A 23759-nucleotide genomic window follows, 5' to 3' on the forward strand; every position below is an offset into this window, starting at 1 on the left:
CTGCCGCGATATGGCCAGATTTTGACAGCATCTGACAGAAATCAATTGGAATGTTGGCCCGGACAGCCCGTAACATCTCGTGGTTTTGGTCAAACGCCTCCAATACATGGAAACGCCGGGCAACGCATACAAACGTCATCAATTGGATAGGGTGGCCGCCGGGGCCTGCTGACCCCTCCGGACGATAAGGAAGATAACGCTATGTCATTGCTCTGCCGCGCCATTTTCGATTCCACCGCCCGTCCTGCCGTGAGCCTGTGCCTGGCGGCCTTTGCCATGGCAGCCACCGCCCAGGACGGCGCCGCCCAGTGGCTGCCTCACCTGGACTTCGAGGGCAAGCTCGGCAACAAGCGCAATATCGGCGAGGCGGACTTCTTCCTGCCCATCGCACAGGACGCCCGCACCCTCTACTTCGCCAACGTGCGTACCCGTTTCGACAGCGAGAGCGGCCGTGAAGGCAACCTCGGCCTGGGTGTGCGGCACATGCTGGAGAACGGCTGGAACCTGGGGACTTACGGCTACTTCGACCGGCGCCGTTCCTCGGACACCGGCTACTACTACAACCAGACGACCCTGGGCGTCGAAGCCCTGGGCCGGGACGTCGACCTGCGTGCCAATGCCTACGTGCCGGTCGGCACCCAGACCCACGATCTGGGCAGCACCAGCACGGCAGCGCTGTCCGGCAGCACGGTCCAGGTGACGACCACCAACCGGGAAGAGCACTCCTTGCAGGGCTTCGACGCCGAAGCCGGCTGGCGCTTGCCGATCTTCGATTCGGAAGCGCGCCGCCAATTGCGCGTTTATGCCGGCGGCTACCATTTCAGCATGGCCGGCATCACCGTCGAAGGCCCCCGGGCCCGGGCCGAGCTGGCCTTCGAGGACCTGGGCTGGTTCGGGCGCGGCACGGCACTCTTTGTCAGTGCCGAGGCCCAGCACGACCATGCCCGGGGCAGCCAGCAGTTCTTCTCCGTCCGCCTGCGCATTCCCCTGGGCAAGGCCGACGAGGCGCGCAGCCCACTCTCGGCCCAGGCGCGGCGCATGGTGGCGCCGGTGGTGCGCGACGTCGATGTGGTGACCCAGCGTCGCGTCTCGACCCAAATGGAGTCGGTGGATGCCGCCACGGCCAGCAACGCCGTCACCCTGGATGGCAAGGCGGTGACGCTGGTGAACAGCGCCACCACCACCGGCGCCAACCTGCAGAACGCCCTCGATGCAGCGGGCAACAATTCCACCGTGGTGCTGGCCGGCAGGTTCGACACCACCGCCCCCCTCGCGCTCAAGCCCGGCCAGAGCCTCATCGGCCTCGGTAACCTGACGGTGACGACGCCTTCGGGCCATAGCGTCACCCTGGCCGCACCAGGGGCCACCTTGGCCTCGACCCTGTCGCCGCCCAACCTCGGTTCCCAGGCATCGGTGACCATGGCCAGCGGCAGCACCTTGCGCGGCATGACCATCAACGCCGCCAATACCGCCGCCAACGGTGCCAACACATGGGTCTACGGGATCGATGCGAACGGCGTCAGCGGTGTGGTGATTGCCGGCAACACGGTGACGGCCACCAGCCCCGTCGCCTCGGCCATCGCCCTGCGGCTGAACAACACCACCAACGCCACCGTCACGGGCAATAGCCTGACCGCCATCAACACCAATGTCGGGGGCGGCTCTGGCATTGCGTTGCAACTGCTGACCAACTCGACGGCACTGGTGAGCGGCAATACCTTGTCCGGCCAGGGGGTCGGTGCCTCGATTGCCCTCCACATCAGCAGCTCGACGCCCCTGCCGGGTTCCACCGGCAACACCGTTCTGGCGGGCTCGTGCAGCAGCAGCGGTAGCGGCGGGACGATCGGCTATGTGGATGCCGGCGGGGTGGCCCACAGCTGCCCCTGATGGGGGTAGCAGGGCACGACGGGGACAGCTGATTCAGCGCTGTCGCCGTTCATACCCATCCTGCCTGGAAACCCAATAGGGACGCCATTGCCGGCCCATTGCGGGCTCGTTGCCAGCGCCAGGCGGCTCGACTTGCCTTACCTGACGCTACGCTACGCTACGCAGCGCCGGCAGCTTCTTCCCGCGCTTCTCGGCTCGGCCCTGACGCTACGCTACGCAGCGCCAGCACCGGTCAGCAGTTCCGCCTGTTCATCGAGCACCTGCCCGACCAGGCCGGCGCCAGCCCGGGTGCCTTCAGCGCCTATGGCCTCAGCCCGACCGCCACACTGCCCTGGTTCTGACCCTTTTTCTTGCTCCTTTTCCATCTCCTTGTTTTTAAAGGAATTGGAAAAGGGGCGTTATTTTTGGGTTAAGCCTGGGGAAACTGTTGAAGTTCCTTGTCAGGCAAAGCGTTGGGGTAATGTTGTGGCTACTTCACTGCCGTATAGGCAGCTCAGAAAGTCATGTCCCGGTTCAGTTCGTCCGGGAATATCTTCACTGCCGTATAGGCAGCTCAGAAATATTAGGCAGAGAATCGCGGCAGAAAGCAGCCCTTCACTGCCGTATAGGCAGCTCAGAAAGAGCAGAAGGCGTAGAACTCGCCCGGGTCCGGCTTCACTGCCGTATAGGCAGCTCAGAAAGTTTAAGTGGCAAGCCGTAATATCCATTTCCGCTTCACTGCCGTATAGGCAGCTCAGAAATACGCGGATGGCAAGGAATATACCCCCGGCCACTTCACTGCCGTATAGGCAGCTCAGAAAGCCCCGATCTACGACCAGGTCACCCAGCCTGCCTTCACTGCCGTATAGGCAGCTCAGAAACAGATCAGGTTCCGGATCAGTCGTTGAAGAGAACTTCACTGCCGTATAGGCAGCTCAGAAATTGGCGGCGGCGGACTGGGAGAGACGGTGGAACTTCACTGCCGTATAGGCAGCTCAGAAACGGTACGATCACGCAGCACTCGTCGATCCACTCTTCACTGCCGTATAGGCAGCTCAGAAAGGCGGACTGCTTCCGGGTGTCCAGCTTCTGCCCTTCACTGCCGTATAGGCAGCTCAGAAAACTCGGGCCTTACCCGCACCCAATCGCCGCCACTTCACTGCCGTATAGGCAGCTCAGAAACGAACCACTCCGATCTCTCGAAAGTGTACGAGCTTCACTGCCGTATAGGCAGCTCAGAAAGAGAAAATTCCCGGCCGGCGAAATGGCCTCTGCTTCACTGCCGTATAGGCAGCTCAGAAAGGGACCGATGCCGAGGACGTATGGAGCGATCACTTCACTGCCGTATAGGCAGCTCAGAAATTGATGTAGAGCTTGGCGTACCAGCGCTTGGACTTCACTGCCGTATAGGCAGCTCAGAAAGGTAAGCCGCCCCGTGGTGCGGTCCATATGCTCTTCACTGCCGTATAGGCAGCTCAGAAAAGCCGCCATCGTGCAGCCCCAGGGGCTGACCGCTTCACTGCCGTATAGGCAGCTCAGAAAGTCATGTCCCGGTTCAGTTCGTCCGGGAAGATCTTCACTGCCGTATAGGCAGCTCAGAAACGGGCGACTTCGAGGCTGGCACGCTGCTGGTGCTTCACTGCCGTATAGGCAGCTCAGAAAGGTACATCGTGTAGCCCATCCCAGCGAACGGCCTTCACTGCCGTATAGGCAGCTCAGAAAATGACGGAAAGCCCGAAAGCGGCGTCCCCGTGCTTCACTGCCGTATAGGCAGCTCAGAAAACTCCGAACCATTGCGCGTCCAGCACACCCCACTTCACTGCCGTATAGGCAGCTCAGAAAGGAAGCCAAAGCCGCCCAGGGTCAGGGCCAGCCTTCACTGCCGTATAGGCAGCTCAGAAAATTGACGGATGCAAGGGACGATTGCATCTGGTCTTCACTGCCGTATAGGCAGCTCAGAAAAGCCAGCGATCAGGACGGAGGCTTTTGACGCGCTTCACTGCCGTATAGGCAGCTCAGAAAGGTTCGTGGCTGCTGACGTGTGCCGGGCTCTCCTTCACTGCCGTATAGGCAGCTCAGAAAACTGCCGGCAGCTATGGAAGCTACCACCTGATCTTCACTGCCGTATAGGCAGCTCAGAAAAGCAGGAGGTCGGTATCCCGAGGTGTGATGTCCTTCACTGCCGTATAGGCAGCTCAGAAAGATACCCACCACGTCACGTTGGAAGAGGCGCTCTTCACTGCCGTATAGGCAGCTCAGAAATCGAAATGACTGAATGATCAAATTGGCAATCTCTTCACTGCCGTATAGGCAGCTCAGAAAGGCTACCAGGGCGCGGCCTCCGCCACCGGCGCCTTCACTGCCGTATAGGCAGCTCAGAAAAGGGCGTACCCCAGGATGTCCTGGGTGTTGTCCTTCACTGCCGTATAGGCAGCTCAGAAAAGGGAGGCCAGGCGGTCAGTCGACAGCTTCACCTTCACTGCCGTATAGGCAGCTCAGAAACCGAACGGGTGGGGCTGCCAGTGCTACATCATCTTCACTGCCGTATAGGCAGCTCAGAAATGGACCTGCTGGACCACCACGGCCAGGGTCTGCTTCACTGCCGTATAGGCAGCTCAGAAAGTGTCGAGGGGCAGAAGCTGGACACCCGGAAGCTTCACTGCCGTATAGGCAGCTCAGAAATGCACCACGAATTCGACGGTAGCGACGACGCCCTTCACTGCCGTATAGGCAGCTCAGAAAATAGTAGCCGCCGCAGAACGAGAGGAATGTGCCTTCACTGCCGTATAGGCAGCTCAGAAAATCGTTCCCCGCCCTGGCCTGCGCCAGGGGCTCTTCACTGCCGTATAGGCAGCTCAGAAATGAAAGTCGTCGGCACCTACGTGTACGCCGAACTTCACTGCCGTATAGGCAGCTCAGAAATAGCCTATGTCGCAAGTCGAGTTGTTCCTTGGCTTCACTGCCGTATAGGCAGCTCAGAAAGGGCAGCACGTCCAATTCGCGGCGCCGACCGACTTCACTGCCGTATAGGCAGCTCAGAAACCCGAAGCAATGGTCGAATGGGGTGTGCTGGACCTTCACTGCCGTATAGGCAGCTCAGAAATACCCCCTGACTAACCCTTTCCATGCCCGGAACTTCACTGCCGTATAGGCAGCTCAGAAAACGTCGATGTCGCCCAGGGCGGCGATGTCCATCTTCACTGCCGTATAGGCAGCTCAGAAAAGGGGCGGGCCGATCAGATTGGCCGTCTTAATCTTCACTGCCGTATAGGCAGCTCAGAAACGAAGTTCTTTCGACCCACGGACCCGGGCAACCCTTCACTGCCGTATAGGCAGCTCAGAAATGGCCGCGCGCCTGCTCGAAGGCTTGGTCGGCCTTCACTGCCGTATAGGCAGCTCAGAAAGAAGAATTGCGCCTTTCCTGGCGTGCCCTGGCCTTCACTGCCGTATAGGCAGCTCAGAAAAGTTGGCTGGCTGCCGGCGTAAAGCATGCCGGCTTCACTGCCGTATAGGCAGCTCAGAAAAACCTTGTCCCTGCCGACAAGCCCCAGGATGTCTTCACTGCCGTATAGGCAGCTCAGAAAAAGTCCCCAAGATCAGCGATACCCTTGGGTTCCTTCACTGCCGTATAGGCAGCTCAGAAATCCGGCTGGCCAGCGGGACGACGGTTGAGAATCTTCACTGCCGTATAGGCAGCTCAGAAAATACCCGGCACACGCCGCCGCAACTACGGGGACTTCACTGCCGTATAGGCAGCTCAGAAATGTTTCGCTTCCTTCTTGAACGCCGGCGCCGGCTTCACTGCCGTAGACCGTACAACTTCCTTGCCCGCCTCCACTTCGAACGCCGGCGCCGGCTTCACTGCCGTATAGGCAGCTCAGAAAGCAAGTACCACACGCTCCGCGCGCGTGCCGTCCTTCACTGCCGTATAGGCAGCTCAGAAATGCTCGCGCACAACATCGACGCAGACGGCTAACTTCACTGCCGCACAGGCAACTCAGAAATCCAGCTCGACCGTGAGGAATCGGCACCACCGAATCACATCACCACTGTCGCTACCGTCTTTCCGCCCGACCGCGCCCCTCGCCTTCGCCGCATATCCTTAGCAGAATCCTTGCATTGCCGGCGGCGGTTCCCTTGCCTATAGTCGGCCGCCCGGGCCTTGCCGCCCTGCTTTCGATAATCTGCCGTGCCGCGTCAGCAACGCTTTCCCCAGCTCGCCCATTGGGGCGCCTTCACCGCCGTCGTCGAGGATGGCGTCCTGGTTCGCTGCGAGCCCTTCGCCCACGATCCGAACCCCTCGCCCCTGCTCGATTCGATTGCACCCATGGTCTATTCGGAGCGGCGCATCCGGCGTCCGGCCATCCGCCGCTCCTGGCTGGCGGCCCGGGAAAAGAGCGACCGCAGCCTGCGCGGCCGGGAGGATTTCGTCGAGGTGGGTTGGGACGAAGCCCTGGACCTGGTGGCCAGCGAGATTCGCCGGGTGCGCGAGACCCACGGCCCGGCCGGGCTGTTCGCCGGCTCCTACGGCTGGTCGTCGGCGGGGCGGCTGCACCATGCCCGTTCCCTGATCCGCCGCTTCTACTTTGCCGGCGGCGGGGCGGTGGACCAGGTGGGCAACTACAGCTGGGGCTCGGCCCAGTTCCTCCTGCCCCACGTCATCGGCACTTACAGCCCCCTCACCGGACGGGTCACCGCCTGGCCGAGCATCATCGACCACACCGAGGTGTTCGTCGCCTTCGGCGGGCTGGCGGTGAAGAACGCCCAGGTGTCCTCCGGCGGCGCCGCCGAGCATTCCCTGGAACCTTGGCTGCGCAAGCTGGCGGCCAGCGGCGCCCGGGTCATCAACATCAGCCCGACCCGGGACGATTGCCCGGCCTTTCTCGGCGCTGAGTGGATTCCCATCCGCCCCAACACCGACGTGGCCCTGATGCTGGCCCTGGCCTACGAGGTGAAGCGGCGTGGGGCGGCGGACGACGATTTTCTCGCCCGCCACTGCGTCGGTTACCCGCAACTGGCCGCCTACCTGGACGGCGCCGGGGATGGCGTCGCCAAGACCCCGGCCTGGGCGGCGGCGATCACCGGCATTCCGGCCGAGCGCATTGCCCGGCTGGCCAGCCAGTTGTGCGGGGCGCGCAGCTACCTGACTTGCGCCTACTCGGTGCAGCGGGCCCACCGGGGCGAGCAGCCCTACTGGATGGTCATCGCCCTGGCCGCCATGCTCGGCCAGATCGGCCTGCCCGGCGGCGGTTTCGGCTTCGGCCACGGTTCCATGAACGGGGTGGGCAATCCACGCTCGTTCACCCCGGGGCCGGAAATGCCCCTGGGCGCCAACCCGGCCGGGCTGGCGATCCCGGTGGCGCGCATCAGCGACATGCTGCTCAACCCCGGGGCGGCCTACGATTTTTCCGGCCGCCGCGCCACCTACCCAGACGTGCGCCTGGTGCACTGGGCCGGGGGCAACCCGTTCCACCACCACCAGCAGTTGAACCGTCTGCGCCAGGCCTGGCAGAAGCCCGAGACGGTGATCGTGCACGACATCTGGTGGACCGCCACGGCGCGCCATGCCGACATCGTGCTGCCGGCCACCACCTCCCTGGAACGCAACGACATCGGCGGCTCGTCCCGGGACCGCTACGTGCTCGCCATGCACCGGGCCATCGCGCCGCGCCACCAGGCCCGGGACGACTACGCCATCTTCGCCGACCTGGCCGAACGCCTCGGCTACCGGGACGCCTACACCGAGGGGCGCGACGAGGCGGCCTGGATTCGCCTGCTTTACGAGCGCTGCGGCGAGGCCCAGCGACGGGGCGGGGTTCCCCTGGACTGGCCTGATTTCGCCGCCTTCTGGCAACGGGGCTTCGTCGAGCTGCCGGCGCCCCGGGAGGATTTCGTCTTCCTCGCCGATTTCCGCGCCGATCCGGCGGCCCATCCCCTGGCCACCCCGAGCGGACGGATCGAGCTTTACAGCGAAACCATCGCCGGCTACGGCGGCGCCGACATCGGCCCGCATCCGGCCTGGGTGCCGCCGGTGGAATGGCTGGGGGCGGCGGGGCCGGACCATCCCCTGCACCTGGTCACCATCCAGCCCGCCGACCGGCTGCACAGCCAGCTCGACCCGGCGCCCCTGGCCCAGGCCGGCAAGGTGGCCGGGCGGGAAGCGGTGTCCCTGCACCCCACCGATGCGGCGGACCGGGGCCTGCGCGACGGCGACGTGGTGCGGGTGTTCAACGCCCGGGGCGCCTGCCTGGCCGGGCTGCGCGTCTCCGACGGCATCGCCCCGGGCGTGGCGGTGATGGCCACCGGCGCCTGGTTCGACCCGGACCCGGAGGAGGGCGGCCCGGAGCGCTCCGGCAACCCCAACGTGCTTACCCTGGATATCGGCACCTCGACCCTGACCCAGGGCGCCAATGCCATGAGTTGCCTGGTGGAGGTGGCGGCGGCGTGAGGTAATTGGAAAATATTTATGGATTTGATCGAAAGGCGCCCATCGTTGCGCCTTTTTGTTTATTTAAATTCAAAGGATTGTCGGCTTATTCGATTTTTTGAAAAGAAAATAAATTTCTTTTATGAGGGTTTTTGTTCGTTTATCAGAAAAGCTGCTAGAAAAATAAAGATTGCTTCTTTGTGCCGGCATGGTCACCCCTGTTAATTTCCTGGCGTTGCGGACGATTGTCCGTCTTGAATCAGACAGGGATTTGCCATGCATCTGCACATTTTGCGCCGGCGGGACTTCATCGCCGGCAGCCTGTTCATCGCCTTCGGGGTGGCCGCCGCCGGCGGTGCCCTGCGCTATCCGCTGGGCACCGCCATGCGCATGGGGCCGGGGTATTTCCCCCTGCTCCTGGGCGGCCTGCTGGCCCTGCTCGGCCTGGCCATTGCCCTGGCCGCCCTGCGTGTGGTGCCGGACGGCGAAGGGGCCGACGACGGCCGGGTCGAAGGGGTTTCGTTCAAGCCGGTGCTGCTGGTGGCCGTCGGCGTGCTGCTCTTTGCCTTGACGGTGAACGCCCTGGGCCTGGTGCTGGCCACCGTGGCCCTGGTGGTGGTGAGCGGCATCGCCCACCACGAGACCCGCTGGCGCGAGGTGGCGGTCCTGGCTGCCGGCCTGGCGGCCTTTGCCGTGGGGGTGTTCTTCTACGGCCTGGGGCTGCCCTTCGAAGTGCTGCCGGTGGCGGTGCTGCCCGCCGGCCTGCTGGCCTGAGGCGCGGCGATGGACCTGCTTGCCAACCTGGGTCTGGGCTTCGACGCCGCCTTCACCGTCGCCAACCTGGGCTACTGCTTCGTCGGGGTCACCCTGGGCACCCTGATCGGTGTGCTGCCCGGCCTGGGGCCGGTGGCCACCATCGCCATGCTGCTGCCCATCACCTACGGGCTCCAGCCCCTGTCGGCGCTGATCATGCTCGCCGGCATCTACTACGGCGCCCAGTACGGCGGCTCCACCTCGGCGATCCTGGTGAACTTGCCTGGCGAGTCCTCGTCGGTGGTGACCTGCCTGGACGGTTACGCCATGGCCCGCAAGGGCCGGGCCGGAGCCGCCCTGGGGGTGGCCGCCCTGGGGTCGTTCTTCGCCGGCACCGTGGCCACCGTGGCCATCGCCGTGCTGGCGGCGCCCCTGTCGGCCCTGGCCCTCAAGTTCGGCCCGGCGGAATATTTCTCGCTGATGGTGCTGGGGCTGGTGGCGGCCATCGTGCTGGCCAACGGCTCCCTCATCAAGGCCATCGCCATGACCGTGCTCGGCCTGCTGCTGGGCCTGGTGGGCACCGACGTCAATTCCGGCGCCGAGCGCTTTTCCTTCGGCATTCCCGAACTGTCCGACGGCTTCGGCTTCGTCGTGGTTTCCATGGGCCTGTTCGGCATCGCCGAGATCATCGCCAACCTGGAAAAAGGCGAGAGGCGCGACATCTTCGCCACCACCGTGGGCGGCGTTTGGCCGAGCCGGGACGACTTCCGCGCCACCTGGAAGCCGGTGCTGCGCGGCACCTTCCTCGGCTCCCTGCTCGGCGTGCTGCCCGGGGGCGGCGCCATCCTCAGTTCGTTCGCCGCCTACACCCTGGAAAAGAAGCTAGCCAAAGACCCCTCCCGCTTCGGCCAGGGCGCCATCGAAGGGGTGGCGGCGCCGGAGTCGGCCAACAACGCCGGCGCCCAGACTTCGTTCATCCCCCTGCTCACCCTGGGCATTCCGCCCAACGCGGTGATGGCCCTGATGGTAGGCGCCATGATGATCCACGGCATCGTCCCCGGCCCCCAGGTGATGACCGAGCGGCCCGAGCTGTTCTGGGGCCTGATCGCCAGCATGTGGATCGGCAACGGCCTGCTGGTGCTGCTCAACCTGCCCCTGATCGGCCTGTGGGTGCGCCTGCTCAAGGTGCCGTACCGGCTGCTCTATCCGGCCATCCTGCTGTTCTGCTGCGTCGGCGTGTACAGCGTCAACAGCAGCGCCCTGGAAGTGGCCTTCACCGTGGCCTTCGGCCTGCTCGGCTACCTGTTCATCAAGCTGCGCTGCGAGCCGGCGCCCCTGCTGCTCGGCTTCGTCCTCGGCCCCCTGATGGAAGAGAACCTGCGCCGCGCCCTGCTGCTCGCCCGGGGCGACGCCACCGTGTTCTTCACCCGGCCCTTGAGCCTGGGCCTGCTGCTCGCCACCGCCGCCCTGGTGGTGATCCTGGTGCTGCCCAACGTGCGCCGCACCCGGGACGTGGCCTTCCAGGAGGACTGAGCCGCCGTTGCCGGTCCGCTCCCCTTCCGCCTATTCACCGATTTTCACTGCCCGACTTTCGACGAGATTTTCATGAGTACCACCCACCGCCACGCCAGCCCCAACTACCTCGGCATCGCCACCCGCGACCCCGGCGAATACCTGGCCGAACTGGACAACATCCGCTGGCAGAAGCTGCAACGCCAGATCCGCTACGTGTGGGGCAACGAGGACTACTTCCGCCAGCGCTTCATCGAGGCCGGCGTTACCTCCCCCGACGACATCAAGACCCTGGACGACTTCCGCCGCCTGCCCGCCTTTCTGGACAAGGTGCGCCACCGGGATTCCCAGGACGCCTCCCTGGCCCGCTACGGCCATCCCCTGGGCCTGCACCTGACCACGGCGCCGGAAAACGCCATCCACCTGGCGGCCACCTCCGGCACCACCGGCACCCCGACCTTCTACGTGTTCAGCCGCAAGGACCTGGACATCACCTACAAGGTACTCGGGCGCATGTTCCAGTTCGCCGGCATCCGCCCCGGCGACACCACCTTCCACGCCTTCGGCCTGTCCCTGTGGCTGGCCGGCATCACCTACATCCAGGCCCTGGAAGCCTACGGCGCCCGCCCCGTGGCGGTGGGGGCCGAGGGCGGCGTGCCGAAGATCCTGCGCTACATCGAACTGACCCGGCCCCGGGTGCTGTTCGCCACCCCCTCCATGGTCAACCAGTTGATCGAGCGGGCGCCCCAAGAACTGGGCAAGCCGGTGGGGGCCCTGGGCATCGAGATCATCTATTGCTCCGGCGAGCCCGGCGCCGGCCTGCCGGCCTTCCGCCAGCGGGTGCGCGAGCACTTCGGCGCCCAGGTGTTCGACGCCACCGGCGGGGCCTGGCACAACGGCACCATCTCCTGCGCCAGCGAGCACTACCACGGCATGCACTACCTGGCCGACGACTACTGCTTCCGCTACGACCTGGTGGACCCGGCGACCAAGCAGCCCATCGAGATCAGGGACGGCGCCGTGGGCGAGGCCATCCACACCGCCCTGGAATACGAGGCAGCCCCCTCGTTTCGCAACGCCACCGGCGACATCCTGCGCCTGCACGTGGGCGAATGCCCGGGCTGCGGCCACTTCGGCGTGCGCATGGAGATCATCGGCCGGGCCGACGACATGCTCGCCATCAAGGGGGTCAAGGTCTATCCCGCCGCCATCCAGAACGTGGTCGGCCAGTTCCAGCCCAAGGTCTCCGGCGAGCTGCGCATCCGCCTCGACGCACCGCCGCCCCGGGTCGAGCCGCCCCTGCAACTGGCGGTGGAAGCCGGCCCGGACACCCCCCAGGCCGAATGGCCGGCCCTGGCCAAGTCCATCGAGCAGCGCATCCGCGAACTGCTCACCTTCCGCCCGGTGGTGACCGTGTTGCCCTTCGGCAGCCTGCCCCGCTCGGGGCAGAAGACCAAGCTGATCGAGGTGGTGCCCAAGGCCGCCTGAGTCCGGAATCTGTGCGCATAGGGCAGGGGAGGGCAGAAGCCTTCTCTCTCCGCCCCGGCCACCACTGCGCCACGGCCCGCACCTCGAATCCTGCATCCCGAATTTCCGAGAGAAACCACCCTATGTCCAAATCCCGCTTTGCCACGGCCCTGAAAGCCCTGGCGGCCTTCGTTCCGGCACTCGCCGCCGCCACCGGCCTGGCCCTGTCCCCCGTCGCCCAGGCCGACGCCTGGCCGGCCAAGCCGATCAAGCTGGTGGTGCCCTATCCGCCGGGGGGCGCCGCCGACGCGGTGGCCCGCCTCTACGCCGACAAGCTCTCCGAGCGGCTCAAGCAGCCGGTGGTGGTGGACAACAAGCCCGGCGCCGGAACGGCCATTGCCGCCGAGTTCGTGGCCAAGGCCCCGGCCGACGGCTACACCCTGTCTCTGGTGCCCACCGGACAGCTCACCGTGCTGCCGCACCTGAGCAAGACCCTGCGCTTCGACCCCTTCGCCAGCTTCGCCCCGGTGTCCCTGCTCGCCTCCACCGCCGTGGTGATCGCCGCCAACGGCACGGTGCCGGTACACAGCGTCAAGGAGGTGGTGGCCCTGGCCAAGGCCAAACCCGGTCAGGTGAGCTATTCGTCCAGCGGCAGCGGCACCATCATCCACCTGGCCGGCGAGAACTTCCGCCTGGCCACCGGCGCCGACTTGCTGCACGTGCCCTTCAAGGGCAGCGCCCCGGCGGTGGCGGCCCTGCTCTCCGGCGACGTGAACCTGTCTTTCGACACCCTCACCGTGCTGGCGCCCCAGATCAAGGCCGGCAAGGTCAAGGGCATCGCCATCGCCAGCCGCGAGCGTTCGTCCCTGCTGCCCAACGTGCCTACCGTGGCCGAGGCCGGCTACCCGGACTTCGAGGTGGTGTCCTGGTTCGGCCTGGCCGCTCCCGCCGCCACGCCCAAGGAGATCGTCGCCCGTCTCAACGCCGAGGTGGGCGCCATCGCCCGTCAGCCCGGCGTCAAGGAAAGCCTGGCGGCCCAGGGGCTGGAACCGTGGACCACCACCCCGGAGCAGTTCGCCCAGCGCATCAAGGCCGACTACGCCAAGTACGGCCAGGTGGTGAAGGCCTCCGGCGCCACCTTCGACTGACCATGGCGAGCGCACTCCAACCCGCCGCGGCCAGGACTGCCAATGCGGCCGCCGAGACCGATTTCACCCCCGAGTTCGACCGGCCCGTGCCCTACCTGGAGCGCACCCGGGACTACTACCTGGCCCTGGGCTACGCCAACCCCTATGTCTGGGCTCACTACGACGAGGTGCCGTTCCAGCCCTTGGCCAAGCCCCTGGCCGAAAGCCGCCTGACCCTGATCACCACGGCGGCGCCCTACCAGGCGGACAAGGGCCCCCAGGGGCCTGGCGCGCCCTACAACGCCGCAGCCAAGTTCTACCGGGTCTATTCCGGCGATACGGCCAGGGATCACGACCTGCGCATCGCCCACGTCGCCATCGACCGCACCCACACCAGCATGGCCGACAGCGGCACCTGGTTCCCCCTGCCGGCCCTGCGTCGGCTGGCGGCGCACGGTCGCATCGGCCCCCTGGCGGCGCGCTTCCACGGGGCGCCGACCAACCGCAGCCAGCGCCACACCCTGGCGGTGGATGCCCCGGAGATCCTGGCCCGCTGCCGCGAGGATGGGGTGGATGCGGCCCTGCTGGTGCCCAACTGCCCGGTCTGCCACCAGACCCTGAGCCTGGTGGCCCGCCACCTGGAGGCCAACGGCATCGCCACGGTGCTGCTCGGCTGCGCCAAGGACATCGTCGAGCACTGCGGCGTGCCGCGCCTCTTGTTCAGCGACTTTCCCCTGGGCAACGGGGCCGGCCGGCCCGGCGATCCGCAGTCCCAGGACTACACCCTGGAACTGGCCCTGCAACTGCTGGAGCAGGCACCGGCGCCGCGTACCACGGTCCAGTCGCCCCTCCGATGGAGCGCCGACCCGTCCTGGAAGCTCGACTACAGCAACCCGGCCCGGCTCGACCTGGCTGACATCCCCCGCCTGCGTGCCGAGTCCGATCGGGCCAAGGCCGTCGCCGAGGCCCTGCGCCGCGCGCAACTGGGCACGGCGGACTGATCCGCCCTTCACTGAACCTGACACCGATCCACGAAAGAACGCCCCATGTCCTCCCTTTCCTCCCTCGTCACCTACGAATCCCGCGACGGCATCGCCGAGATCACCATCAACCGCGCCGAGAAATACAACATCCTCACCCACGAGGTGGTGGCCGGCCTGAATGCCGCCTGGCACCGCTTCAACGCCAGCGACGACAAGGTCGCCATCCTGGCCGGGGCCGGCGACAAGGCCTTCACCGCCGGCGCCGACCTGAAGGACATCCCCCACGACTTCTGGCGCGCCGTGCCCGGCGTCGGCGTGGCGGTGGAAAAGCCGGTCATCGCCGCCACCGCCGGCCTGGTGGTGGGGGGCGGCCTGGTCCTGGTCCAGTTCGCCGACCTGGCGGTGGCCGCCGAGAACACGGTGCTCTCCTACCCGGAGGCCAAGGTCGGCTACAGCGGCGGCCTGATCAGTTCCCTGGCCGCCCGCATCCCCCACAAGGTGGCCATGGAGCTGCTGCTGGTGGGCGGCTCCATCGACGCCAAGCGGGCCTACGAGGTGGGTCTGGTGAACCGGGTGGTGCCCAACGGCGAGCACCTGGCCGCCGCCCGGGAGCTGGCCGCCCAGATCGCCGCCAACGCCCCCCTGGTGCTGACCATGCTCAAGCGCTTCGTCGGCCAGGTGATCCCCAAGGGCACCTCGGAGGCCGCCGCCATCGGCCGTGCCCAGGTGGAGGCGGTCAATACCGCCGCCGACTACCACGAGGGCATCGCCGCCTTCTTCGCCAAGCGCCCGCCGGAATTTATCGGCAACTGAGCGCCGGCCGGCCCGCCCCTTCACCTCTTCGCCCCTTTTTCGTCTTCCGGAGACACCCCATGCCTTCTTCCGCTTTCGGCAACCGCCTCGCCGCCCGCCTGGTCCGGGCCTTCGCCGTCGCCGGCCTGCTTGCCGCACCTTTCCTGCCCGGCGCCCTGGACAGCGCCCAGGCCGACGCCTGGCCGGCCAAGCCGATCCGCCTGATCGTGCCCTTCCCGCCGGGGGGCGCCGCCGACGCGGTGGGCCGCCTCTACGCCGAGAAGCTGTCGGAAGCCTTCAAGCAGCCGGTGGTGGTGGACAACAAGCCGGGCGCCGGCACCGCCATCGCCGCCGAGGCCGCCGCCAAGGCCGCGCCGGACGGCTACACCCTGTCCCTGGCCCCGGCCGGCCAGCTCACCGTGCTGCCCCACCTGAACAAGAAGCTGCCCTACGACCCGGTCAAGGATTTCGCCCCGGTGTCCCTGCTCGCCTCGGTGCCCTACGTGATCGGCGCCAGCGCCAGCCTGCCGGCGGCCAACGTCAAGGAACTGGTGGCCCGGGCCAAGGCCCAGCCGGGCAAGATCACCTACTCGTCCTGCGGCAATGGCACCATCTGCCACCTGGCCGGCGAGCTGTTCAAGAGCCAGACCGGCACCGACCTGCTGCACGTGCCCTACAAGGGCAGCGCTCCGGCGGTGACCGCCCTGCTCGGCGGCGAGGTGGACCTGGCCTTCGACACCCTGACCGTGCTGGCGCCCCAGGTGAAGGCCGGCAAGATCAAGGCCCTGGCCATCTCCAGCCGCGAACGTTCCCCCCTGCTGCCCAACGTGCCCACCGCCATCGAGCAGGGCCTGGGCCACTACGAGGCCGCCTCCTGGTTCGGCCTGGTGGTGCCGGCGGCCACCCCCAAGGACGTGGTCAAGCGCCTCAACGCCGAGCTGGTGCGCATCGCCAGGCTGCCCGAGGTGCAGGAGAAGCTGGCCGCCCAGGGCCTGGACACCCTGTCCTCCTCGCCGGAGAAGTTCGCCGAGCTGATCCGCGAGGACTACAGCAAGTGGGGCAAGGTGGTGCAGGCCTCCGGCGCCAAGCTCGACTGAGGCGGCCCGCCGCGATGATCGCCATCGACATCCCCGGCTTCGGCCCCCTGGCCCTGGAGCACCTGGTCCTCGACTACAACGGCACCCTGGCGGTGGATGGCCGCCTGCTGCCCGGCGTGGCCGAGGCCCTGGCCGCCCTGGCGGCGGACCTGTCCATCCACGTCATCACCGCCGACACCTTCGGCCTGGCTCGGGAGCAGTTGGCCGGGCTGCCGCTGCAATTGCACATCGCCCCGGTCGAAGGCCAGGCCGAGACCAAGCTGGCCTTCATCGTCGGCCTGGGCGCCGACAAGGTGGCGGCCATCGGCAACGGCCGCAACGACCGGCGCATGGTCGAGGCCGCAGCCCTGGGCATCGGCCTGGTCCAGCGCGAGGGCGGGGCGGTCGCCACCCTGGCCAAGGCCGACCTGGTGTGCACCTCCATCCTCGACGCCCTGGACCTGCTGCGCCATCCCAAGCGCCTCACTGCAACGCTTCGTTCCTGATCGTTCCCGATCGTTTCTTATTCATGACCGCATCCCTCATCCCGTCCGCTCCGGACGCCCTCCAGGCTGCCCGCGTCGACCTGGCCGCCGCCTGCCGCCTGGTGGCCCTGCTCGGCTGGACCGACCTGCTCGCCACCCACCTGTCGATCCGGGTGCCGGGCCGTCACGACCGCTACATGATCAATCCCCTGGGCCTGCTGTTCGAGGAGGTGACCGCCTCGTCGATCCTGGAGGTTGACCTGGACGGCCGCGTGGTGGGCGGCGCCGGGGACCTCAACCCGGCCGGCGTGGTCATCCACGGCGCCATCCACGGCAACGTCGCCGAGGCCGAGGCAGTGGTGCACCTGCACACCCGGGAAGGGGTGGCGGTGTCCTGCCAGGAGGCCGGCCTGCTGCCCCTGACCCAGATGGGGCTGATGGTCTACGGCCAGGTGGCCTACCACGACTTCCATGGCGTGGTGCTCGACGAGGCCGAGCGGGCCACCCTGCTCGCCAATATGGGCGACCGGTCCCTGCTCATCCTGCGCAACCACGGCACCCTGGCCGTGGGGCGCACCATGGCCGAAGCCTTCTCGCGCATCTGGCGGCTGGAGCGGGCCTGCCGCTTCCAGCTCGCCGCCCAGTCCGCCGGGGTCCCCCTGCGCCAGCCGCCGCCCGAGGTGGTGGCGCGCACCGTGGAACAGGCCCGGGCGATCTACGGTCGTACAGCTGAGTTCTTCCCCAGCGGCAGGCGGGAATGGGCCGCCTTGCTGCGCCGTCTCGACCGGGAGTTGCCAGGCTATGCCGACTGATCCGAAATCCCACCGTGCCGCACCCGTTGCCCACGTCGCCCACCCCGTCAGTGCCGCATCCAACGGGCGGTTGCGCTTCGCCGTCATCGGCGGCGGCGCCGTGGGCCTGTACATGGCGGCCCGGCTGGGCCTGTCCGGCCAGGACGTCATCCTGGCGGTGCGCCCCGGCCGCCCCCTGGCCGCCGTGGCGGTGGACGAGGAGGGCGAGCACGCCCTGGCCCCCGAGGTGGCGGTGCGCTCGGTGAGCGAACCGCCGGCCCCGGACGAGGCGCCGGACGTGCTGATCGCCGCCCTCAAGGCCCACCAACTGTCCGACGCCCTGCCCGACCTGCTGCCCTGGATCGGTCCCCGCACCCAACTGCTGCTGCCCCAGAACGGCATCCCCTGGTGGTATTTCCAGGGCGAGGCCGGCCCCCACAACGGCCGCGCCGTCCAGGCTGCCGACCCGGGGGGGAATCTGGCGGCGGCCCTGCCCGTGGCGCGGGTGATCGGCTGCGTGGTGCACAAGTCCATGGAGCGCCTGGCCGGGCATCAGGTGCGGGCGGTGCGCGCCGCCGGCGACCGTTTCGTCCTTGGCCGTCCCGGGGGCTTTGCCGGCGGGGTTCCGGACCCGGAGTTGCTGGCGGTGGCCGAAGCCTTCTCCGCCGCCGGCCTGCCGCCGGAGGTGACCGACCGGCTGCGCGACGCGGTGTGGGACAAGCTGCTCGGCAACGCCGTGCTCAATCCCCTGAGCGCCCTGACCCGGGCCGACATGGCCTCCCTGTGCGGTTACCCGCCGACCCAGGCGCTGATCCTGGCGGCCATGACCGAGGTGCGCAACGTGGCCCGGGCCTACGGCGCCGGCCATGGCCCCGGGGCCGACCCGGCGGCCCGCCTGGCGCGCAGCGCCGCGGTGGGCGCCCGGGGCGTGGTGCGCACCTCCATGCTCCAGGACCTGCTCGCCGGCCGTCCCCTGGAGGTGGCACCCCTGGTCGGCGCGGTGGTGGAACTGGCCGGCCTGGCCGGCGTGCCGGTGCCCCACCTGGAAACCCTCAATGCCGCCGCCGGCCTGCTTTCCCTCCGCCTCCAGGCGGAGCGGGAGGCCCAGGACTGACCTCGTTTCCCCTTATCCCTCTTCGCCCCCATTTCCCTTCCTGCCTTTGTCCGAGAACGCCATGAGCCAGTCCAACCAAGCGAGCCAAACCAACCAACCCAATCAAAAACTGCTCACCTTCGTGCGGGGCCTGTCGGCCCTGCTCCACGCCAATCCAGCCGAGCCGCGCATCCTGGAAGAGGGGGGCCAGTTGCTCGCCCGCCTGGTAGCCCAGGACGACTGGCTGCCCGAAGCCTTTGCCGCGCCCCATCCCACCTACTACCAGCAGTACCTGCTCTACGCCGACCCCTTCGACCGCTTCTCGGTGGTCAGCTTCGTCTGGGGGCCGGGGCAGAAGACCCCGGTGCACGACCACACCGTGTGGGGCCTGGTGGGCGGCCTGCGCGGCCGGGAACGGGCCACCGACTACGTGCGCCAGGCCGACGGCTCTTTCGTCGTGAGCGGTTCCAGCGTGCTGCTGCCCGGCCAGGTGACCGCCGTGTCGCCCCGCATAGGCGACGTGCATGAGGTGGCCAACGACCTGGCCGACCAGGCGTCGATCAGCATCCACGTCTATGGCGGCAACATCGGCCGCATCGACCGCCACGTCTTCGACCCGGCCACTGGGGCGGCCAAGTCCTTCGTCTCCGGGTACGCCAGCGCCCTCGTCCCCAATTTGTGGAGTTGATGCGCCGATGAGTATTCAGCCTGCCCTGCCCGTGCGCACCTACGCCGAGGTGCGCGCTGCCCTGCTGGAAAAGCGCGAGATCGCGCTCCTCGACGTGCGCGAGGAAGATCCTCACGCCCAGGCCCATCCCCTGTTCGCCGCCAACCTGCCGTTGGCGCGCATCGAGCTGGATGCCTACGCCAAGCTGCCCCGGCGCGACGTGGCCATCGCCGTGCTCGACGACGACGGCGCGCCGGGCGGCCCGGCCGACACCGCCGCCCGGCGCCTGATCGCCCTGGGCTATTCGAACGTGGCCCTGTTTGCCGACGGGCTGGCTGGCTGGGTGGCCGCCGGCGGCGAGGTGTTCCGCGACGTGAACGTGCCGAGCAAGGCCTTTGGCGAGCTGGTGGAGGCCGAGCGCCACACGCCGTCCCTGGCCGCCGAGGAGGTCCAGGCCCTGATCGACGCCGGAGCCGACGTGGTGATCGTGGATGCCCGCCGCTTCGACGAGTACCAGACCATGAGCATCCCCACCGCCACCAGCGTGCCCGGGGCCGAGCTGGTGCTGCGGGTGCCCACCCTGGCGCCCCGGCCCGAGACCCGGGTGATCGTCAATTGTGCCGGCCGCACCCGCAGCATCATCGGCACCCAGTCCCTGGTAAATGCCGGCATCCCCAACCCGGTGGCGGCCCTGCGCAACGGCACCATCGGCTGGACCCTGGCCGGCCAGACCCTGGACAAGGGCCAGGGCCGGCGCTTCCCCGCCGTGTCCGGCGCCGCCCGGGACGAGGCGGCCACCCGGGCCCGCCGGGTGGCCGACCGGGCCGGGGTGGCCCGCGCTTCTCCGGCCGACCTGGAACGCTGGCGCGGCGAGACCGGCCGCACCACCTACCTGTTCGACGTGCGTACTCCGGAGGAATACGCCGCCGGCCACCTGCCGGGCTTCCGTTCCACTCCGGGTGGCCAACTGGTGCAGGAGACCGAAATGGTGGCCCCGGTGCGCGGCGCCCGCCTGGTGCTGGTGGACGACGACGGCGCCCGGGCCAACATGAGCGCTTCCTGGCTGGCCCAGATGGGCTGGGAGGTGGCGGTGCTCGACGGCGTGCCGCCGGCCTCCTTCAGCGAACGCGGCCCGTGGCAGGCGCCCCTGCCGGCCCTGCCCGAAGTTGCCGCCGTGACGCCGGCGGCCCTGGCCGACTGGCTCGCCACCCCGGCCAGGGCGGTGGTGGTGGATGTGTCCCCCGGCATCGTCTACCGCCGCGCCCACGTGCCGGGGGCCTGGTTCGCGTTGCGTTCCGATCTGGCCGCCGCCGTGGCCAGGCTGCCGGCCGCCGCCCGCTACGTGGTGGCCGGCGACGGCACCCTGGACGACGGCCTGGCCCGCCTGGCGGCGGCGGAGCTGGCGGCCCTGGTGGAGGGCGAGGTGGCCGTGCTGGCCGGCGGCACCCCGGCCTGGGCCGCCGCCGGCAATCCCACCGTCGGCGGCGAGGAGCATCTAGCTTCGGAACCCATCGACCGTTACCGGCGCCCCTACGAGGGTACCGACAACCCCCGGGAGGCGATGCAGGGCTACCTGGATTGGGAATTCGGCCTGGTGGCCCAGCTCGGCCGCGACGGAACCCACGGTTTCAGGGTGATTTAGGTCCTTGCCGCCCACCCTGCCGATGAGGGCCGTCGGCGGGGAAAAATCGGCGCCTGAATAGGGCTTCTGACCGTTATCTGACGTGCTGCAAAAAACACCCCGGACGCCCCAAGGCGCCGGGGTGTCGTCGTTTTCCGAAGGCCGTTTTTGCGCACCGTTTTGGCGGCCGGCGGCGGGCCGGATTTATTACGACGGCGTTACCCGTGCTGGCGATAAGGCTTTGTCCCGTTAGGGGATTTTTAAGTTTTGTCAAAGTTGCCCCGCTGGTGGCAAGGGTACCTTCCTTCCCGCGGTGGATATGAATCCGGCAAGGCCTGCTCCCAGGTAATAGGGGTCGGGAGCTCTTGAGCCGGTCGTTCCGAAGGGGAGGTTCGGAGCCGTCGCCACATCGGGTTGTTGATCGGTTGGCGCAGCAGTTCGCTCACGGGCGAGGCTGTGCGTGGCAGCGACACCTGGGTATGCCGTGGTCCTTCACGGCAGCCCACTCTCCGCGGGGCCGGTCCCGTGCGCCTTGGCGCCGGTCAGGTTCGTGTCCCCCTTTTCAGGAGAGTGAGAACCATGACCAAGAAGACCATTAGCAAGCGCCACTGGGTAATCGGGGGGGCATTCGCCCTGGCGGCCCTGCCGTTCGCCGTGGGCAATGCCCTTGCCCAGGCATCCGGCTCCGCCGGGCCGGAACTGACTGCGGCCGAGAAGGAACAGGCCAAGAAGATTTACTTCGAGCGCTGCGCCGGCTGCCACGGCGTGCTGCGCAAGGGCGCCACGGGCAAGAACCTTGAGCCGCACTGGACCAAGAAGCTGCCCGACGGCTCCAATCAGGAAGGGGGCACCACCAAGCTCGGCACCGGCCGTCTGGAGAAGATCATCTCCTACGGCACCGAGGGCGGCATGGTGAACTTCGACGACATCCTGTCCAAGGATGAGATCAACCTGATGGCCCGCTACATCCAGACCACTCCGGACGTGCCGCCGGAGTTCTCCATGAAGGACATGGAGGCGACCTGGAAGCTGATTGTTCCGGTGGACCAGCGGCCCAAGAAGCAGATGAACAAGCTGAATCTGCAGAAGGTCATGTCGGTCACCCTGCGCGACACCGGCGAGGTGGCGCTGATCGACGGCGACACCAAGGAAATCAGCAGCATCGTCAAGACCGGCTATGCGGTGCACATCTCCCGTGTTTCCGCCTCCGGCCGTTACGTGTATGTGATCGGCCGCGACGGTCGTCTGTCCCTGATCGACCTGTGGATGGAGAAGCCGGCAGTGGTGGCCGAGGTCAAGGTGGCCTACGACGCCCGTTCGGTGGATACCTCCAAGTTCAAGGGCTTCGAGGACAAGTACGCCATCGCCGGCGGCTACTGGCCGCCCCAGTACGCCATCATGGACGGCGCCACCCTCAAGCCGATCAAGATCGTCAGCACCCGCGGCATGACCGTGGACGGCGAGTACCACCCGGAACCCCGCGTGGCTTCCATCGTCGCCTCCATGACCAAGCCCGAGTGGGTGGTGAACATCAAGGAGACCGGCCAGATCAAGCTGGTGGATTACTCCGACATCAACAACCTCAAGGAAACCACCATCGAGTCCGCCAAGTTCCTGCACGACGGCGGCTGGGATGCGTCCAAGCGCTACTTCCTGGTGGCCGCCAACGCCTCCAACAAGGTGGCGGTGGTCGATACCAAGGAAGGCAAGCTGGCGGCCCTGGTGCCCACGGCCAAGATCCCCCACCCGGGTCGCGGCGCCAACTTCGTCCATCCCCAGTTCGGTCCGGTGTGGGCCACCGGCCACCTGGGCGCCGACGTGATCTCCCTGATCGGCACCGACCCGGCCAAGCACAAGGCCAACGCCTGGAAGGTGGTGCAGGAGGTCAAGAACACCGGCTCCGGCAACCTGTTCGTCAAGACCCATCCCAAGTCCAAGCACCTGTGGGCCGACGCGCCGCAGAACCCGGAACGGGAAGTGGCCGAGTCGGTGGCGGTGTGGAACATCAGCGACCTGTCCAAGCCGACCAAGATCCTCAACGTGGCCAAGGACTCCGGCCTGCCGGAAACCAAGGCCATCCGCCGCGCCGTGCATCCCGAGTACAGCGCCGACGGCACCGAGGTGTGGATCTCCCTGTGGGGCGGCAAGGCCGACCAGTCGGCCATCGTGGTGTATGACGACAAGACCCTGACCGTGAAGAAGGTGATCACCGATCCGAAGATGATCACCCCCACCGGCAAGTTCAACATCCTCAACACCCAGCACGACGTGTACTAAGCGCCGCGCGCATCGGCCTCCCGGGCGCCCGTCGCGGCCCGGGAGGCCGTGCGGTGCCGTACCGGACCGGCGGCGGATTCGCCCGCCGCCCTCTCCAGAATTCCGCCCGGCCGGGCGCAGAACCCGGCGGGCTCAGGTGGGATCGCCATGCCCGAACACACTCCCGATCAATCCCCGGCCCCCCGGGAGGGCCTGTTCCGCCGCCTTTGCGGCTGCCTTTGCAAACCCAGCGCCAAGTATTCGGTGCTCGCCCTGCTTTCCGTCGGCGTCGTCTCCGGCATCATCCTCTGGGGCGGCTTCAACACCGCCATGGAGGCGACCAACAAGCTGGAGTTCTGCATCTCGTGCCACGAGATGAAGGACAACGTCTACCAGGAATACAAGCAGACCATCCACTACACCAACCGCACCGGCGTTCGCGCTACCTGCCCGGACTGCCACGTGCCCAAGGAGTGGACCTACAAGGTGCTGCGCAAGATCCAGGCCTCCAAAGAGGTCTACGGCAAGCTGGTGGGCACCATCGACACCAAGGAAAAGTTCGAGGCCAAGCGCCTGGAGCTGGCCCGCCACGAGTGGGAACGCATGAAGAAGAGCGATTCCCGCGAATGCCGCAACTGCCACAGCTTCCAGGGCATGAACGCCGATTCCCAGAAGCAGCGCGCGCGCAAGCAGCACGAGCTGGCCCAGCAGGACGGCGGCACCTGCATCGACTGCCACAAGGGCATCGCCCACCACAAACCCAAGGACATGACCGACGAGGACGACGAGTAAGCATCGTCCGCCAGCCCCGGGCGTCCAGGATGCCCGGGGACCGTCCGCCAC

At 67.2% G+C, this 23759-nt stretch carries 17 protein-coding genes and 1 CRISPR repeat array; all 17 genes read left to right on the top strand.

The annotated features are described in order from the left end of the window. The first annotated feature begins 201 nt into the window (after window positions 1-201). The 17 genes from LWW89_RS09540 to LWW89_RS09615 all read left to right on the top strand — a co-directional run bounded on the left by LWW89_RS09540 (window position 202) and on the right by LWW89_RS09615 (window position 23708). Window positions 202-1887 (top strand): inverse autotransporter beta domain-containing protein, encoded by a 1686-nt coding sequence (locus LWW89_RS09540; protein ID WP_293263748.1) that lies wholly within the window; start codon window positions 202-204, stop codon window positions 1885-1887. 98 nt (window positions 1888-1985) lie between these two features. After that, on the top strand, window positions 1986-2228 hold the full coding sequence (gene cas6f, locus LWW89_RS17550) for a type I-F CRISPR-associated endoribonuclease Cas6/Csy4 (protein WP_365781323.1): 243 nt from the start codon (window positions 1986-1988) through the stop codon (window positions 2226-2228). Between the two features lie 131 nt (window positions 2229-2359). Beyond that, window positions 2360-5870: direct repeats of the CRISPR family, unit length 28 nt; unit sequence CTTCACTGCCGTATAGGCAGCTCAGAAA. Window positions 5871-6055: 185 nt separating this feature from the next. Continuing rightward, window positions 6056-8314: a molybdopterin guanine dinucleotide-containing S/N-oxide reductase gene (locus LWW89_RS09545; RefSeq protein WP_293263749.1), complete on the top strand. Its 2259-nt coding sequence runs from the start codon at window positions 6056-6058 to the stop codon at window positions 8312-8314. A 255-nt stretch (window positions 8315-8569) separates the two neighbouring features. Further along, entirely contained in the window at window positions 8570-9067 is a 498-nt protein-coding gene (locus tag LWW89_RS09550) for a tripartite tricarboxylate transporter TctB family protein (RefSeq protein WP_293263750.1), read from the top strand. A 9-nt stretch (window positions 9068-9076) separates the two neighbouring features. Then, window positions 9077-10579 carry a tripartite tricarboxylate transporter permease gene (locus tag LWW89_RS09555; protein WP_293263751.1) on the top strand — a complete coding sequence of 501 codons (1503 nt, stop codon included), beginning with the start codon at window positions 9077-9079 and terminating at the stop codon, window positions 10577-10579. 72 nt (window positions 10580-10651) lie between these two features. Continuing rightward, window positions 10652-12046 (top strand): hypothetical protein, encoded by a 1395-nt coding sequence (locus tag LWW89_RS09560; protein ID WP_293263752.1) that lies wholly within the window; start codon window positions 10652-10654, stop codon window positions 12044-12046. 122 nt (window positions 12047-12168) lie between these two features. Further along, on the top strand, window positions 12169-13173 hold the full coding sequence (locus LWW89_RS09565) for a tripartite tricarboxylate transporter substrate binding protein (RefSeq protein WP_293263753.1): 1005 nt from the start codon (window positions 12169-12171) through the stop codon (window positions 13171-13173). Window positions 13174-13175: 2 nt separating this feature from the next. Then, window positions 13176-14153, top strand: coding sequence for a hypothetical protein (locus LWW89_RS09570; RefSeq protein WP_293263754.1), 978 nt, complete (start codon window positions 13176-13178; stop codon window positions 14151-14153). A gap of 45 nt (window positions 14154-14198) precedes the next feature. Beyond that, window positions 14199-14948: an enoyl-CoA hydratase-related protein gene (locus tag LWW89_RS09575; protein WP_293263755.1), complete on the top strand. Its 750-nt coding sequence runs from the start codon at window positions 14199-14201 to the stop codon at window positions 14946-14948. 59 nt (window positions 14949-15007) lie between these two features. Further along, on the top strand, window positions 15008-16024 hold the full coding sequence (locus LWW89_RS09580) for a tripartite tricarboxylate transporter substrate binding protein (RefSeq protein WP_293263756.1): 1017 nt from the start codon (window positions 15008-15010) through the stop codon (window positions 16022-16024). A gap of 14 nt (window positions 16025-16038) precedes the next feature. Further along, window positions 16039-16509 carry a hypothetical protein gene (locus LWW89_RS09585; protein WP_293263757.1) on the top strand — a complete coding sequence of 157 codons (471 nt, stop codon included), beginning with the start codon at window positions 16039-16041 and terminating at the stop codon, window positions 16507-16509. Between the two features lie 23 nt (window positions 16510-16532). Beyond that, on the top strand, window positions 16533-17300 hold the full coding sequence (locus LWW89_RS09590; RefSeq protein WP_293263758.1) for a class II aldolase/adducin family protein: 768 nt from the start codon (window positions 16533-16535) through the stop codon (window positions 17298-17300). After that, complete coding sequence (locus tag LWW89_RS09595; RefSeq protein WP_293263759.1) at window positions 17290-18393, top strand: 2-dehydropantoate 2-reductase; 1104 nt, start codon at window positions 17290-17292, stop codon at window positions 18391-18393. Before LWW89_RS09590 ends, LWW89_RS09595 begins: the two co-directional genes overlap by 11 nt. A 61-nt stretch (window positions 18394-18454) precedes the next feature. Beyond that, entirely contained in the window at window positions 18455-19060 is a 606-nt protein-coding gene (locus LWW89_RS09600) for a cysteine dioxygenase (protein ID WP_293263760.1), read from the top strand. Between the two features lie 7 nt (window positions 19061-19067). Then, a complete protein-coding gene (locus tag LWW89_RS09605; protein WP_293263761.1) occupies window positions 19068-20681 on the top strand; it encodes a rhodanese-like domain-containing protein in 1614 nt (537 codons plus the stop codon). Window positions 20682-21239: 558 nt separating this feature from the next. Continuing rightward, on the top strand, window positions 21240-22937 hold the full coding sequence (locus LWW89_RS09610) for a cytochrome D1 domain-containing protein (RefSeq protein WP_293263762.1): 1698 nt from the start codon (window positions 21240-21242) through the stop codon (window positions 22935-22937). A 147-nt stretch (window positions 22938-23084) separates the two neighbouring features. After that, on the top strand, window positions 23085-23708 hold the full coding sequence (locus LWW89_RS09615) for a NapC/NirT family cytochrome c (RefSeq protein WP_293263763.1): 624 nt from the start codon (window positions 23085-23087) through the stop codon (window positions 23706-23708). Window positions 23709-23759: the final 51 nt, after the last annotated feature.

Origin of the sequence: Oryzomicrobium sp., from assembly GCF_021287045.1 — a bacterium.
Lineage (GTDB): Bacteria > Pseudomonadota > Gammaproteobacteria > Burkholderiales > Rhodocyclaceae > Oryzomicrobium.

What these genes read in the sequence shown, in the direction of transcription:
- LWW89_RS09540 (WP_293263748.1), top strand. Translation starts at nt 202, where the DNA reads ATGTCATTGCTCTGCCGCGCCATTTTCGATTCCACCGCCCGTCCTGCC.
- LWW89_RS09550 (WP_293263750.1), top strand. Translation starts at nt 8,570, where the DNA reads ATGCATCTGCACATTTTGCGCCGGCGGGACTTCATCGCCGGCAGCCTG.
- LWW89_RS09555 (WP_293263751.1), top strand. Translation starts at nt 9,077, where the DNA reads ATGGACCTGCTTGCCAACCTGGGTCTGGGCTTCGACGCCGCCTTCACC.
- LWW89_RS09560 (WP_293263752.1), top strand. Translation starts at nt 10,652, where the DNA reads ATGAGTACCACCCACCGCCACGCCAGCCCCAACTACCTCGGCATCGCC.
- LWW89_RS09565 (WP_293263753.1), top strand. Translation starts at nt 12,169, where the DNA reads ATGTCCAAATCCCGCTTTGCCACGGCCCTGAAAGCCCTGGCGGCCTTC.
- LWW89_RS09570 (WP_293263754.1), top strand. Translation starts at nt 13,176, where the DNA reads ATGGCGAGCGCACTCCAACCCGCCGCGGCCAGGACTGCCAATGCGGCC.
- LWW89_RS09575 (WP_293263755.1), top strand. Translation starts at nt 14,199, where the DNA reads ATGTCCTCCCTTTCCTCCCTCGTCACCTACGAATCCCGCGACGGCATC.
- LWW89_RS09580 (WP_293263756.1), top strand. Translation starts at nt 15,008, where the DNA reads ATGCCTTCTTCCGCTTTCGGCAACCGCCTCGCCGCCCGCCTGGTCCGG.
- LWW89_RS09585 (WP_293263757.1), top strand. Translation starts at nt 16,039, where the DNA reads ATGATCGCCATCGACATCCCCGGCTTCGGCCCCCTGGCCCTGGAGCAC.
- LWW89_RS09590 (WP_293263758.1), top strand. Translation starts at nt 16,533, where the DNA reads ATGACCGCATCCCTCATCCCGTCCGCTCCGGACGCCCTCCAGGCTGCC.
- LWW89_RS09595 (WP_293263759.1), top strand. Translation starts at nt 17,290, where the DNA reads ATGCCGACTGATCCGAAATCCCACCGTGCCGCACCCGTTGCCCACGTC.
- LWW89_RS09600 (WP_293263760.1), top strand. Translation starts at nt 18,455, where the DNA reads ATGAGCCAGTCCAACCAAGCGAGCCAAACCAACCAACCCAATCAAAAA.
- LWW89_RS09605 (WP_293263761.1), top strand. Translation starts at nt 19,068, where the DNA reads ATGAGTATTCAGCCTGCCCTGCCCGTGCGCACCTACGCCGAGGTGCGC.
- LWW89_RS09610 (WP_293263762.1), top strand. Translation starts at nt 21,240, where the DNA reads ATGACCAAGAAGACCATTAGCAAGCGCCACTGGGTAATCGGGGGGGCA.
- LWW89_RS09615 (WP_293263763.1), top strand. Translation starts at nt 23,085, where the DNA reads ATGCCCGAACACACTCCCGATCAATCCCCGGCCCCCCGGGAGGGCCTG.